Origin of the sequence: Streptomyces globisporus C-1027 (genome assembly GCF_000261345.2) — a bacterium.
Classification (GTDB): Bacteria; Actinomycetota; Actinomycetes; order Streptomycetales; family Streptomycetaceae; genus Streptomyces; species Streptomyces pakalii.
This window is the reverse complement of the sequence record NZ_CP013738.1, coordinates 1,253,549-1,267,226: the sequence shown is the minus strand read 5'-3', so window position 1 is coordinate 1,267,226 and position 13,678 is coordinate 1,253,549. Positions and strand designations below refer to the sequence as shown.

The 13,678-nt window shown below is 72.1% G+C and carries 11 protein-coding genes and 1 tRNA gene; 8 read left to right on the top strand and 4 right to left on the bottom strand.

The features are described 5' to 3' along the window. Positions 1 to 93 precede the first annotated feature (93 nt). A tRNA-Val gene (locus tag WQO_RS05405) sits at positions 94 to 165 on the top strand. Positions 166 to 243: 78 nt separating this feature from the next. Here the strand turns inward: WQO_RS05405 and WQO_RS05400 are convergent. Continuing rightward, complete coding sequence (locus tag WQO_RS05400) at positions 244 to 969, bottom strand: 3'-5' exonuclease (RefSeq protein WP_010057267.1); 726 nt, start codon at positions 967 to 969, stop codon at positions 244 to 246. Positions 970 to 1,195: 226 nt separating this feature from the next. Here WQO_RS05400 and WQO_RS05395 point away from each other — a divergent pair, with 226 nt between their 5' ends. The 3 genes from WQO_RS05395 to thrS all read left to right on the top strand — a co-directional run bounded on the left by WQO_RS05395 (position 1,196) and on the right by thrS (position 5,122). Beyond that, the gene (locus tag WQO_RS05395) at positions 1,196 to 1,792 is read left to right on the top strand and encodes a DUF4365 domain-containing protein (RefSeq protein ID WP_010057269.1); all 597 of its coding nucleotides are present in this window, start codon (positions 1,196 to 1,198) and stop codon (positions 1,790 to 1,792) included. After that, a complete protein-coding gene (locus WQO_RS05390) occupies positions 1,792 to 3,045 on the top strand; it encodes a hypothetical protein (RefSeq protein ID WP_010057271.1) in 1,254 nt (417 codons plus the stop codon). Before WQO_RS05395 ends, WQO_RS05390 begins: the two co-directional genes overlap by 1 nt. Before the next feature lie 100 nt (positions 3,046 to 3,145). After that, positions 3,146 to 5,122: a threonine--tRNA ligase gene (gene thrS, locus WQO_RS05385; RefSeq protein WP_010057275.1), complete on the top strand. Its 1,977-nt coding sequence runs from the start codon at positions 3,146 to 3,148 to the stop codon at positions 5,120 to 5,122. A 30-nt stretch (positions 5,123 to 5,152) separates the two neighbouring features. Here the strand turns inward: thrS and WQO_RS05380 are convergent, their stop codons facing one another. Beyond that, the gene (locus WQO_RS05380) at positions 5,153 to 5,830 is read right to left on the bottom strand and encodes a potassium channel family protein (protein WP_010057276.1); all 678 of its coding nucleotides are present in this window, start codon (positions 5,828 to 5,830) and stop codon (positions 5,153 to 5,155) included. Between the two features lie 66 nt (positions 5,831 to 5,896). On the opposite strand from WQO_RS05380, the gene WQO_RS05375 reads away from it, so the two are divergent. Further along, positions 5,897 to 6,460: an HIT family protein gene (locus WQO_RS05375; RefSeq protein WP_010057277.1), complete on the top strand. Its 564-nt coding sequence runs from the start codon at positions 5,897 to 5,899 to the stop codon at positions 6,458 to 6,460. Between the two features lie 56 nt (positions 6,461 to 6,516). Here the strand turns inward: WQO_RS05375 and WQO_RS05370 are convergent, their stop codons facing one another. Both WQO_RS05370 and WQO_RS05365 read right to left on the bottom strand, forming a co-directional pair. Next, the gene (locus WQO_RS05370) at positions 6,517 to 8,187 is read right to left on the bottom strand and encodes a hypothetical protein (RefSeq protein WP_010057278.1); all 1,671 of its coding nucleotides are present in this window, start codon (positions 8,185 to 8,187) and stop codon (positions 6,517 to 6,519) included. A gap of 153 nt (positions 8,188 to 8,340) precedes the next feature. Further along, positions 8,341 to 10,566, bottom strand: a complete 2,226-nt coding sequence (locus WQO_RS05365; RefSeq protein ID WP_010057279.1) for an elongation factor G-like protein EF-G2 — start codon at positions 10,564 to 10,566, stop codon at positions 8,341 to 8,343. A gap of 318 nt (positions 10,567 to 10,884) precedes the next feature. Between WQO_RS05365 and pgsA the strand changes: the two genes are divergently transcribed. Genes pgsA through WQO_RS05350 form a run of 3 tightly spaced genes read left to right on the top strand, consistent with a single transcriptional unit; the run spans position 10,885 to position 13,657 of the window. Further along, positions 10,885 to 11,592 (top strand): phosphatidylinositol phosphate synthase, encoded by a 708-nt coding sequence (gene pgsA / locus WQO_RS05360; RefSeq protein ID WP_010057280.1) that lies wholly within the window; start codon positions 10,885 to 10,887, stop codon positions 11,590 to 11,592. Further along, positions 11,589 to 12,500: a phosphatidylinositol mannoside acyltransferase gene (locus WQO_RS05355; RefSeq protein ID WP_010057283.1), complete on the top strand. Its 912-nt coding sequence runs from the start codon at positions 11,589 to 11,591 to the stop codon at positions 12,498 to 12,500. The genes pgsA and WQO_RS05355 overlap by 4 nt, the downstream gene beginning before the upstream one ends. Then, positions 12,497 to 13,657, top strand: a complete 1,161-nt coding sequence (locus WQO_RS05350; RefSeq protein ID WP_010057285.1) for a glycosyltransferase family 4 protein — start codon at positions 12,497 to 12,499, stop codon at positions 13,655 to 13,657. The genes WQO_RS05355 and WQO_RS05350 overlap by 4 nt, the downstream gene beginning before the upstream one ends. Positions 13,658 to 13,678 lie beyond the last annotated feature (21 nt).

The following is a 13,678-nucleotide window of genomic DNA, read 5'->3' as shown; positions in this document are numbered from 1 at the left end:
TACTCACTTCCCGGCCGGGACGCCCTGAGTAGAACGCGGCCGGAAGCGGTTTGAACGAAGCCCGCGACGCCCTGTATGGTTCAACCCGTTCCCGGGCGATTAGCTCAGTGGGAGAGCGCTTCGTTCACACCGAAGAGGTCACTGGTTCGAACCCAGTATCGCCCACCGGGGAAAGCCGGTCCGCAACGATCACGCGGACCGGCTTTCGCATGTCCGGGGCACCTGTCCGGGCCACCCGCGCCGTCACGCCGCGGCGGGCAGCTCCGGGCGCAGCGGCCACGACGGGTCCACCGCCTCCGGCGTCCCGCTCTTCGCGAACCAGGCCTCCAGGCCGCGCGCCTGGGCCGCGTGCCACGTCGCCTGCAGGGTGTGCAGCTCCGACGGCGACAGCCGCTCCAGCCGGGTCGAGAAGCGCCGGCACACCGCCCGCACCAGCTCCAGCGAAGCCGTCGCGTCGGCCGCCGCGTCATGGGCCCCGTCGAGCACCACCTCGTACCGCGCGCACAGATCCGTGAGTGTGCGGCGGCCCTTGCGGTAGCGGTCCAGATGCTTGTCCAGCACCCGCGGGTCCACCACCCGCATCGGCACCCCGTCGAGATACCTCGTCAGGGACGACGCCCGGTGCCGCCGCAACTCCCGGTCCAGCAACGTCAGATCGAAGGGGGCGTTCATCACGACCAGTGGCCGGCCCGTCGCGCAGCTCTCCGCCAGTGCCCGGGCTATCTCGTCCATCACCGGGGCGGGCCAACGTCCGTTGCGCTGAAGGTGATCGTCGGTCAGCCCGTGGATCTCGGTCGCCCCGGGCGGGACCGGAACCCCCGGATTGACCAGCCAGCGGGTGACGCGGACGCGACCGCCCGCGGTGTCCTGCGCGACGAGAGCGGCCGAAACGATCCGGTCCTGCTCGACGTCCACGCCTGTCGTCTCCGTGTCAAAAGCGGCCAGCGGCCCTTCGAACCAGTGCATCATCCCCGAACTCCTCGCACCCGCACGGCAGATGGAATCATTCCTCTGCCCGATATCGGTGATACCCGGGCTGTTTGCCGGATACGCCGTTTGCGGGCGGTCTGATGCGGTGACAACACAGGTGAGACGTCCGGCAGTTGCCGCCGACGTCCGTCGATCCGTCCCGCCCACGAAACCCACCGGCAGACCACCTGCCATCGATCGGCACGCCCGGAAGGCACACGGAGCCATGGCGCTCGCGCAGCCCGACCCCGGGGGAACCGCCCGCGCCGAGCCCTTCGGGCCCCGGCCGCCGCAGCAGCCGGACGCGCCGCTGCGCGGCTCCCTCGCCACCACCGCCTGCATGGAGACCCTGCAGGTGGGCTATCTGCACGCCGTCGCGGCGGCGGCGGGATGCTCCCTGTCCCAGCCCTTCCCCGACAACGGCATCGACTGGCACGTCAGCCACGGCGCCCCCACCCACACCGTCGACGACGAGGTGACCATCAAGGTGCAGCTCAAATGCACCTACCAGATACCGCCGCACCCGGCGGGCGGGGCGTTCTCCTTCACCCTCGACAACGCCCACCTCGTCAAACTCGCCCGCAGCCCGGTGACGGTGCACAAGATCCTGGTCGTGATGATCGTGCCCCGAAGCCAGGACGACTGGCTGCGCGCCGGGCCCGGCGGCCTCGATCTGCGCCACTGCTGCTACTGGACCAACCTGGCCGGCCACGCGGTGACGGGCCGGTACCGGACCACTGTGCGCATCCCGACCTCGCGGATCTTCGACGACCGCGCACTCTGCGACATCATGGCCCGGGTCGGGGCCGGAGGGAGACCCTGATGCACCGGTCGATGGACGAGCCCACGGGCGCGGCGGGACTGCCCGCCGCCCGCTCGCACCCCACCGTCCGCCCCTGGCCCCCGCCGCTCGCCGAGGCGGGCACCGAGCTGCCCGACCCCGCCGTCCTCGGGGCCCTCCTGCGCCGGCACGGCTGGCAGCGGCGCGGGGGAGCGCCGGGACGCTACGGCCGCTGGACCCCGCCCGGATCCGCCGCCGGGGCCACCAGCCTGCTGGTGCCCGAGAGCGCGGCCTTCCCCGACAGCGGGGAGCTGGTCGAGGAGGCACTCCTCGCCCTCGGCCGCAGCGCCGACCCCTCCGCCCGCGACGTCCTCGTCTCCCTCGCCGTGCCCAGCGACGAGATCCGCTGGTGGCGCGAGGTCCCCGAATCGGCGGCCGGAGCGGCCGGGGCCGCGGGCTGGACCGAGGCCGAGGAGCTGCGGTCGGCGGCCCGGCAGGTCCTCATGGCCGGGGCACTCGCGGCCCGCGGCCGGGCCGGCTACCACGGAGCCCGGCACCGCCGGAAGGCCCGGGCCGCCCTCGACGACGCCCTGATCGGGCCCGGCGCCGGCGGCCGCAGCCTCACCGCGTACGTCCCCGTCGCCTCCGGGCGCGCCGTCGCCGTCCAGCTCTGCCACGCCCTGCACGCCACCCGGGAGGCCGTGGACTACCAGCGGGCCACCGGCGGCATGGAGGCCTTCGACAGCGCGGTCGCCGCGGGTGTCGGCCGGGAGCTGACCGAGGCGCTGATCGCCCTGGTGCGCGGCTCGGAAGGGGCCCGGATCGATCTGCGGTGGGCGCCCGCCGCGGGCACCCCGGACGGCTGCCCGGCCCGCCCCGCGCCCGTGGAGTTCTCCCCGGGCGACCTGCCCGCCCTGCGTGCCGCCGGGGCCCGTTACCTCCGCGACGAACCCGCCGTGCAGGTCCGGCTCACCGGCGCGGTGGTCCGGCTGCGCCGCTCCGGGCCGCGCGGCGCCGGGATCGTACGGCTGCGGGTGCTGGCCGGTGCCGAGGTCGCGCACGTCCGCGTGGAGCTGGACGAGGAGGCGTACCGCATCGCGGGCCACGCCCACCTCGTGGGGCTGCCGCTGCGGGTGGAGGGGCGGCTGGAGAACCGGGGCGGCTTCCGGCGGCTCACGGGGGCCTCGCAGGTCGCGCCCGTCCAGGTCGACGAGGCGGAACGGGACCGGCTGATGAAGGCGCTCCAGGAGAACGTCGACTTCTTCGAGGAGGCGTGCGCGGGGGAGGAGGCGTAGGGCCGCCCGGAAGGCGTTCGCGTCGGGGGCGTACGGCTCGGTACGATTCGTATCTCCCTGGCCGAGCGAGCCGGGGTGCCCCCTCAGACAGGAGAGACCGGTGTCAGACGTCCGTGTGATCATCCAACGCGATTCCGAGCGGGAAGAGCACGTGGTGACGACGGGCACGACCGCCGGTGAGCTCTTCCCGGGTCAGCGCACCGTCGTCGCCGCGCGCATCGGCGGCGAGCTGAAGGACCTCTCGTACGTCCTCCAGGACGGCGAGAGCGTCGAGCCCGTGGAGATCTCCTCCGAGGACGGCCTCAACATCCTGCGCCACTCCACCGCGCACGTCATGGCCCAGGCCGTGCAGGAGCTCTTCCCCGAGGCCAAGCTCGGCATCGGTCCGCCGGTCAAGGACGGCTTCTACTACGACTTCGACGTCGAGAAGCCGTTCACCCCCGAGGACCTCAAGGCCATCGAGAAGAAGATGCAGGAGATCCAGAAGCGGGGCCAGAAGTTCTCCCGCCGTGTGGTCTCCGACGAGGACGCCCGCGAGGAGCTCGCGAACGAGCCGTACAAGCTGGAGCTCATCGGCATCAAGGGCTCCGCCTCCTCGGACGACGGCGCGGACGTCGAGGTGGGCGGCGGCGAGCTGACCATCTACGACAACCTCGACGCCAAGACCGGCGAGCTGTGCTGGAAGGACCTCTGCCGCGGTCCGCACCTGCCCACCACCCGTTTCATCCCGGCGTTCAAGCTGATGCGCAACGCGGCGGCGTACTGGCGCGGCAGCGAGAAGAACCCGATGCTCCAGCGCATCTACGGCACCGCCTGGCCCACCAAGGACGAGCTGAAGGCGCACCTGGAGTTCCTGGAGGAGGCCGCCAAGCGCGACCACCGCAAGCTCGGCAACGAGCTGGACCTCTTCTCCTTCCCCGACCAGATCGGCCCCGGCCTCGCGGTCTTCCACCCCAAGGGCGGCGTCATCCGCCGGGCCATGGAGGACTACTCGCGCCGCCGGCACGAGGAGGAGGGCTACGAGTTCGTCTACAGCCCGCACGCCACCAAGGGCAAGCTCTTCGAGCAGTCCGGCCACCTGGACTGGTACGCCGACGGCATGTACCCGCCCATGCAGCTCGACGACGGGGTGGACTACTACCTCAAGCCGATGAACTGCCCGATGCACAACCTGATCTTCGACGCGCGCGGCCGCTCCTACCGCGAACTGCCGCTGCGCCTCTTCGAGTTCGGCACGGTGTACCGGTACGAGAAGTCGGGCGTCGTGCACGGCCTGACCCGCTCGCGCGGCTTCACCCAGGACGACGCGCACATCTACTGCACCAAGGAGCAGATGGCGGAGGAGCTCGACCGCACGCTCACCTTCGTGCTGAACCTGCTCCGCGACTACGGGCTGACCGACTTCTACCTGGAGCTGTCCACCAAGGACCCGGAGAAGTACGTCGGCTCCGACGAGACCTGGGAAGAGGCCACCGAGACGCTGCGCCAGGTCGCCGAGAAGCAGGGCCTGCCCCTGGTCCCGGACCCGGGCGGCGCCGCGTTCTACGGCCCGAAGATCTCCGTGCAGTGCAAGGACGCCATCGGCCGTACCTGGCAGATGTCGACCGTGCAGCTCGACTTCAACCTGCCGGAGCGGTTCGACCTGGAGTACACCGGTCCCGACGGTTCCAAGCAGCGCCCGGTGATGATCCACCGTGCCCTGTTCGGCTCCATCGAGCGCTTCTTCGCCGTGCTCCTGGAGCACTACGCGGGCGCGTTCCCGGTCTGGCTCGCCCCGGTCCAGGCCGTGGGCATCCCGATCGGCGACGCCCACATCCCCTACCTCCAGGAGTTCGCCGCCAAGGCGCGCAAGCAGGGGTTGCGGGTGGACGTGGACGCGTCCTCGGACCGGATGCAGAAGAAGATCCGCAACCAGCAGAAGAACAAGGTCCCGTTCATGATCATCGCCGGTGACGAGGACATGGCCAACGGCGCCGTCTCCTTCCGCTACCGCGACGGTTCGCAGGAGAACGGCATCCCGGTCGACGAGGCCATCGCCAAGATCGCGAAGGCCGTCGAGGACCGCGTACAGGTCTGATCCCCTCATCGGGGTACGGCCCCTGGAGCGCTACCCGCGCTCCGGGGGCCGCTTCTCGTCCTCCCGGGTGAACACCTGGATCAGCCACGACGAGAACGACCCCGTCACCGCGCCCAGCAGCGCCAGACCGCAGGCCATCAGCCCCGCCGCGACCACCCGCCCCCAGAACGTGACCGGGGTGGCGTCCCCGTAACCGACCGTCGTGAGCGTCGCGCACGCCCACCACACCGCGTCGCCGAACGTGCGGATCGAGGCGTCCGGGGCGCGGTGCTCCAGGTGGTAGACCGCGAGCGAGGCGGCGAAGCCGAGCAGGACGGCCGTCACCCCCGCGTACGCCATCACGCGCGCGTACAGGTCCAGCCGGGGCCGGTCGTGGCGGCGCTGGACCGCCGTGTACACCTTGACCATCCGCAGCGGGCGCAGCAGCGGCAGCAGCAGGACCACGGTGTCGAGCCAGTGCGTACGGAGGAAGCGCGCGCCCAGGCCGCTGAGGTGCAGCCGGATCGCGTAGTCGGCGAGGAAGAGCAGCCAGGTCGACCAGACGAGGATCAGCGCGATGTCGTTCCAGGGTTCGGCGTCGTGCGGGGTCAGCACCCGGACCGCGTACCCCGTCAGGAAGATCAGCCCCGCGAGGAAGAGCGGCACCTCCGTGCGCTGCTCCCAGCGGGTCAGCCGGGCGGGTGGATCGGGGGTGGTTCGGTCGCTCATCGCCTCAGCATCGTGGGCGGCCGGGCGGTGCGGCCCCGGCGACACGCTCGGCCGGGGTGACGCAATATGCTGATCGGCATGACGAGTGAGCCGGAGCAGCAGATCGGCGTGGGGACGCCCGACGCATTCCAGCGCCTGTGGACGCCCCATCGGATGGCGTACATCCAGGGCCAGGACAAGCCGAGCGGCCCGGGGGCCGAGGACGGCTGTCCGTTCTGTTCGATTCCGGCGAAATCCGACGAGGACGGGCTCGTGGTGGCGCGCGGCGAGCACGTCTACGCGGTGCTGAACCTCTACCCGTACAACGGCGGGCACCTCATGGTCGTCCCCTACCGGCACGTTGCCGACTACACGGAGCTGGACGGTCCGGAGACGGCCGAGCTGGCGGACTTCACCAAGCGGGCGATGGTCGCGCTGCGCGCCGCCTCCGGTGCGCACGGCTTCAACATCGGTATGAACCAGGGCTCCGTCGCCGGTGCCGGGATCGCCGCCCACCTGCACCAGCACCTGGTGCCGCGCTGGGGCGGGGACACCAACTTCATGCCGGTCATCGGCCACACGAAGGTGCTGCCCCAGCTGCTGGGCGACACCCGGGCGATGCTGGCCGACGCCTGGCCCGCCGCCGTCTAGGACATCGAACGCAGAGGCCCCCGCCGCGGCGGGGGCCTCTGCCGTACGCGTCGTACCTACGCGTCGTAGACGTCGGCCTTGCGCGGGGCCGGGTCCTGGACGAGGCCGCTCAGTATGCCCGAGCGGTTGTCGAAGCGCTCCGTGTCGACGCCGTTCTCCGCGAGGACCCGCATCGCCGCCGAGTGGACCGCCCGCAGCACCGGGGTGGCGGCACGCATCGCGTCGTCCGCCATGAAGCGGTGGTTCCACGGCTTGGCCGCCCACGCGTGCCGCAGTCCGAACGGCTCGGGCAGCACGATCTTCCCGCCCAGGTAGTCCAGCATCGGCGGATACCAGGTCAGGGGCGCGCGCAGGGCCAGCCGGACGACCTCCTTGGCGTCCACCAGCGCCAGTTGGACGTCCCGGGTCTCCCAGAAGCGGACGGTCTTGTTCACCGTCTTCGTCTTCGCCGCCGGCTTGGTGAGGAACAGTCCGTGCACCGGGCCGAGCGCATGTCCGGTGACCTCGATGCGCAGCGTCTCGTGGAGCACGGTGACGGTGATCATCATGGTGATCACCAGCTGGCCGTCCCAGAGCGTGAACTGGACGCCCAGGTAGTGCCGGTCACCGCTGCCGAACTGCTGGTGGTTGCAGATCCGCTGTATCTCGTGGGGCTTCACCTGGAAGGTGGCGACGTCCTCGCCCTCGGGGCGGGTGACGGCGTCGGCGTTCTCCCCGATGGGCGAGACGATCCAGTGCTTCACGGACGGCTTCGGGAAGCCGCCGGTGTTCAGCGGCCCGCGCTCCAGCATCTTCAGCTGGTCGTGGATGATCCGGATCAGGTCCCAGCTGCGGAACTGGTGGATCTCCTTCGTCGGGTCCTTGGGGGTCAGCTCCTCGGCCAGCTGCCAGCTGCCCCAGCGGGTGCCCATGCCGAGGACGCCCTTGGGGCCGGCGTAGAAGACGGCGTTCGACTGCTGCTCGGCCGACAGCTTCTCCAGGCCCTGACGCAGCGCCTCGCGCGCGGTCTCGTTGGGGTTCTTGGGCACCGCCTCCGGGATCTTCGCGATCACCCCGGTGCCGGAGAGAAGGCCTTCCCAGCGGGCCCGCAGGTCCCGGGCCGAGGTCTCCGCGATCCGTTTGGCGAGCACCCAGCCGATCACCGGGGCGACGATCGCGCCCCGGAGGTAGAGGTACCAGAAATTGTCCAGCGGCAGCTTCACCAGCAGGATCACCGCACCCACGCCGAAGGCGGCCAGCAGCACCGTGCCGACGGCCTTGAACGCCGGGTCGCTGGACTTGTTGAGCGCGTCCCGGATCCGGAAGGCGATCACCCAGGCCAGCATGCCGGGCAGGAACAGCACGCCGAACACCACGGTCACCAGGGTGAGACGGGTGTCGCGGGCCTTGCGCAGGTTGTTCGCCGACAGGCAGTGCTCCACCACGGTCTGCGGGTCCGTGCCGAAGGACTGGATGAGCGCCTTGCGGGCGCCGCCGAGCATGCGCTCCTGGACGGCACGGGCGAACGCCTCACCGAGATTCGGCTTGAAGTAGTCGGACTTGAAGAGCTTGGAGGCGCCCGGCTTCACCTGCGATTTGTGCCACTCGCTGTTGGCGTCGAGGATCGTCTCCACCGGACTGTCCCGGTACGCCGCCGAGGCCAGGGCGTTGGTCGCCACGGTCTGACTGCCCGCGCCCTGGATCGGGATCTGGGCCCCGGGTGAGAAGTCGAATCCGTCGTTGGCCACCTTGTCGCCCCCACTCGCCGCACGTCTGCTCCTGCGGTGTGCCCAACTACCGTACGCGGCATACCTTCTGAGCTGCGACCACAGCGTATCGTCCGGATCACACCACCACCGGTCACCGGCGTGAACGGGACGGCGTGTGCGACAGTGCGCCGGTCACGCGCCGGGGGACCCGTCCGCCGACTCCGCGCGGACCCGGTCGGCGATCTGCGGCGGCATCGCCTCGTGCCGGGCGTACGCGCGGTCGAAGCGGCCGGTGCCGTGCGACAGGGAGCGCAGGTCCACCGCGTACCGGCCGACCTCGATCTCCGGCACCTCCGCCCGTACGAGCGTGCGCCCGCCCGCGCTCTGCTCGGTGCCCACGACCCGGCCGCGCCGCCCCGACAGGTCGCTCATCACCGGGCCCACGTAGTCGTCGGGGACCAGGACGCTCACCTCGCACACCGGCTCCAGGAGCTTGATGCGGGATGCGGCCGCGGCCTCGCGCAGCGCGAGCGCTCCGGCGGTCTGGAACGCGGCGTCCGACGAGTCCACCGAGTGCGCCTTCCCGTCCAGCAGCGTGACCCGTACGTCGACCAGCGGGTGCCCGGCGGACAGCCCCTTGGCGGCCTGGGCCCGCACCCCCTTCTCCACCGAGGGGATGAACTGGCGCGGCACCGCACCGCCGACGACCTTGTCGACGAACTCGATGCCGGAGCCCGGCGGCAGCGGCTCCACCTCGATCTCGCAGATCGCGAACTGGCCGTGTCCGCCGGACTGTTTGACGTGCCGTCCGCGCCCGGCGGCCCGCCCGGCGAACGTCTCGCGCAGCGGCACCCGGTGCGGTTCCGCGTCGACCTGGACGCCGTAACGGCTGCGCAGCCGCTCCAGGGCCACCTCCTGGTGGGCCTCGCCCAGGCACCACAGGACGACCTGGCCGGTGTCCGGATTCTGTTCGAGGCGCAGCGTGGGGTCCTCGGCGACCAGCCGGGCCAGGCCCTGCGACAGCTTGTCCTCGTCCGCCTTGCCGTGCGCCCGTACGGCCAGCGGGAGCAGCGGGTCCGGCGTCGACCAAGGCTCGATCAGGACCGGGTCGCCGGCCGGGGAGAGCGTGTCGCCGGTCTCCGCCTCGCCGAGCCGGGCCACGCACGCCAGATCGCCCGCGACGCACCGGTCCAGCGCGTGCTGCCGGCGGCCGAACGGAGAGGTGAGCGCCCCGACGCGGATCTCCGCCTCGTGGCAGGGGCGCGGGGCGTGCCCCGTGGCGTCCAGGCCGTGGCCGCACAGATGCACGGAGTCGTCGGGGCGCAGGGTGCCGGAGAAGACGCGGACCAGCGAGACGCGGCCCACGTACGGGTCGGAGGACGTCTTGACGACCTCGGCGACCAGCGGGCCGTCCGGGTCGCAGACCGGCGCGGGGCGGGGCTCGCCCGATGGGGTGGTGACGACGGGCGGGGTGCGCTCCAGCGGGGTCGGGAAGCCGCGCGTGATCAGCTCCAGCAGTTCGACGGTGCCGATGCCCTGGCGGGCGCCCTCGGCCGCCGGGGCCGCCGTGAGGACGGGGTGGAAGGAGCCCCGGGCGATGGCCCGTTCCAGATCGGCGATCAGGGTCGCGACGTCGATGTCCTCGCCGCCGAGGTAGCGGTCCATGAGGGACTCGTCCTCGCTCTCGGCGATGATCCCCTCGATCAGCCGGTCCCGGGCAGCCCGCAGCGGTTCCTCCTGCTCGGGCGCGGGCGGCAGCTCGGTGCGTTCGCCCGAGGAGTGGTCGAGAATCCGCCGGCTCAGCAGGCCGGTGAGGCCGGTCAGCGGGGCGTGCCCGTCGGCGCTCTCGGGACCCAGCACGGGCAGGTACAGCGGCAGTACGGCGTCGGGGTCGTCGCCCCCGAAGTTCCCGGCGCAGATCCGGGTCATGTCGTCGAAGGAGGTACGGGCGGTGTCGAGGTGCGTGACGACGATCGCGCGCGGCATGCCGACGAGCGCGCACTCCTCCCAGGCGGCCCGGGTGGTCGCCGCCACGGACTGCGCCTCCTGGGCCGCCGAGACGACGAAGAGGGCCGCGTCCGCCGCGCGCAGACCGGCCCGCAGCTCCCCGACGAAGTCCGCGTAGCCGGGGGTGTCCAGCAGATTGACCTTGCACCCGTCCCAGGCCACCGGGACCAGCGAGAGCTGTACGGAACGCCGTCGGCGCTGCTCGATCTCGTCGTAGTCGGAGACGGTCGCCCCGTCCTCGACCCGGCCGGCCCGGTTCACCGCCCCCGCCGTCAGGGCCAGGGCCTCGACCAGGGTGGTCTTGCCCGATCCGCTGGGGCCGACCAGCACCACGTTCCGTACGGCGGAGGGGCGGACGGCCGCCGGTGCTCCTCCGGCGGCTCCGGGGTGTGCGTGTGCCTTGTCGCCCATGGTGCGTGCCTCCCGGTCGACGGCGCGGTGCGGGGGAGGGCGACCGCGCGCGGAGCAGCGGTGGTCACGGGGTGGAGAGGCCGCCGCGGCGGTCTCGGCGACGCCCGCGGTCCTTCGAGCTTGGCACCGCGACGGGGCCTCGTCCATATCTCGCGCACGGGCGCCCTCGTCCATGGACCGCGCCCCGGACACGGCGGGGCACGGGCCGGGTGACACCCGGCGGCGGGTGCCCGTCCGGTGGAAGGGACCGGCCGTGACTACGATGGGCCAGCCGGTGGCCGAAGGGGCCGCCCGGCGAACCGAACCCTCGGGAAGGCCATGCTGAACAAGTACGCGCGTGCATTCTTCACGCGTGTCCTCACACCGTTCGCCGCTCTGCTGCTCCGCCTCGGGGTCAGCCCCGACGCGGTCACTCTCATCGGTACGGCCGGAGTGATGGCAGGTGCGCTGGTCTTTTTCCCGATGGGGGAGTTCTTCTGGGGCACGATCGTCATCACGATCTTCGTCTTCTCCGACCTCGTCGACGGCAACATGGCGCGGCAGGCCGGGATCTCCAGCCGGTGGGGCGCGTTCCTCGACTCGACGCTGGACCGGGTCGCCGACGGGGCGATCTTCGCCGGCTTCGCCCTCTGGTACGCGGGCAGCGGTGACGACAACATCCTCTGCGCCGTCGCGATCTTCTGCCTGGCCAGCGGCCAGGTGGTCTCGTACACCAAGGCGCGCGGCGAGTCGATCGGGCTGCCGGTCGCGGTCAACGGCCTCGTGGAGCGCGCCGAACGCCTGGTGATCTCGCTGGTCGCCGCCGGTCTCGCCGGACTGCACACGTTCGGCGTCCCCGGCATCGACGTCCTGCTCCCGATCGCGCTGTGGATCGTCGCCGTCGGCAGCCTCGTGACGCTGATCCAGCGGGTGGTGACCGTACGCCGCGAGTCGGCGGAGGCGGACGCCGCCGAGGCGGCCGTCACGGGACCGGCCGCCACGGATTCCGCGGGGTCCGCCGGGCAGGGGAGCGAGGCCGACCGGTGAGCGCGCTGAGGGGCCGGCTCACCGACGGGCTGTACGGACTGGGCTGGAGCGCGGTCAAGACGCTGCCCGAGCCCGCCGCCACCCGCCTCTTCCGGACCATCGCCGACCAGGTCTGGAAGCGGCGCGGCAAGAGCGTGCTGCGCCTGGAGTCGAACCTGGCGCGCGTCGTCCCGGACGCGGGCCCGGAGCGGCTGGCCGAGCTGTCCAAGGCCGGGATGCGCTCCTACATGCGCTACTGGATGGAGTCGTTCCGGCTGCCGACCTGGAGCCCGGAGCGGATCAGGGAGGGCATCGACGTCAAGGACGCCCACCACCTGACCGAGGGCCTGGACGCCGGGAAGGGCGTGATCATCGCCCTTCCCCACCTGGGCAACTGGGACCACGCGGGCGCCTGGGTCACCACCCACCTCAAGGTCCCCTTCACCACCGTCGCCGAACGCCTGGAGCCCGCGACGCTCTACGACCGGTTCGTCGCCTACCGCGAGGGCCTCGGCATGGAGGTCCTGCCGCACAGCGGCGGGGCCGCCTTCGGGACCCTGGCCCGGCGGCTGCGCGCGGGCGGCCTGGTCTGCCTGGTCGCGGACCGGGACCTGTCCGCGACCGGCGTCGAGGTGTCGTTCTTCGGCGCCACCGCCCGGATGCCCGCGGGCCCGGCGCTGCTCGCCCAGCAGACGGGCGCCCTGCTGCTGCCGGTCACCCTCTGGTACGACGGCACGCCGGTGATGGGCGCCCGCGTCCACCCGGCGGTCGAGGTGCCCGAGGAGGGCACCCGTACCGAGAAGACCTCCGCGATGACGCAGGCGCTGGCCGACGCCTTCGCCGGCGGGATCGCCGAGCACCCGGAGGACTGGCACATGCTTCAGCGGCTCTGGCTGGACGACCTGGATCCCCGGGGGGAACCCACGTGAAGATCGGCATCGTCTGCCCGTACTCCTGGGACGTACCGGGCGGCGTGCAGTTCCACATCCGGGACCTCGCCGAACACCTGATCCGGCTCGGCCACGAGGTCTCCGTGCTGGCCCCCGCCGACGACGAGACCCCGCTGCCTCGTTACGTCGTCTCGGCGGGCCGGGCCGTCCCGGTCCCGTACAACGGCTCGGTCGCCCGGCTGAACTTCGGCTTCCTGTCGGCCGCCCGGGTACGGCGCTGGCTGCACGACGGCACGTTCGACGTGATCCACATCCACGAGCCCACCTCCCCGTCGCTGGGCCTGCTGGCCTGCTGGGCGGCGCAGGGCCCGATCGTGGCCACCTTCCACACCTCCAACCCGCGCTCCCGGGCGATGATCGCCGCGTACCCGATCCTCCAGCCCGCGCTGGAGAAGATCAGCGCCCGGATCGCGGTCAGCGAGTACGCCCGGCGCACCCTGGTCGAGCACCTCGGCGGGGACGCCGTCGTCATCCCCAACGGCGTCGACGTCGGCTTCTTCGCCGACGCCGAGCCGAAGGCGGAATGGCAGGGCCGGACGCTCGGCTTCATCGGCCGCATCGACGAACCCCGCAAGGGCCTGCCCGTCCTGATGAAGGCGCTGCCCGCGATCCTCGCCGCCCACCCCGAGGCCCGGCTGCTGGTCGCCGGGCGCGGGGACGAGGAGGAGGCGGTGGCCACGCTGCCGAAGGAGCTGCGCGAGCGCGTCGAGTTCCTCGGCATGGTCAGCGACGAGGACAAGGCGCGGCTGCTGCGCAGTGTCGATGTGTACGTGGCCCCGAACACCGGCGGCGAGAGCTTCGGCATCATCCTGGTCGAGGCGCTGTCGGCCGGTGCGCCGGTCCTCGCCAGCGACCTGGACGCCTTCGCGCAGGTGCTGGACCAGGGGGCGGCGGGCGACCTGTTCGCCAACGAGGACGCCGACGCGCTGGCCGAGGCCGCGATCCGGCTGCTGGGCGACCCGGAGCGCCGCAAGGGGCTACGGGAGCGGGGCGAGGCCCACGTACGGCGCTTCGACTGGGCGACGGTGGGGGCCGACATCCTCGCGGTGTACGAGACGGTGACCGACGGGGCCGCCTCGGTCGCGGCGGACGAACGCTCCGGGCTGCGGGCCCGGTTCGGGCTCGCGCGGGACTGAGCCCCGGAGGCCCGCGAGGGA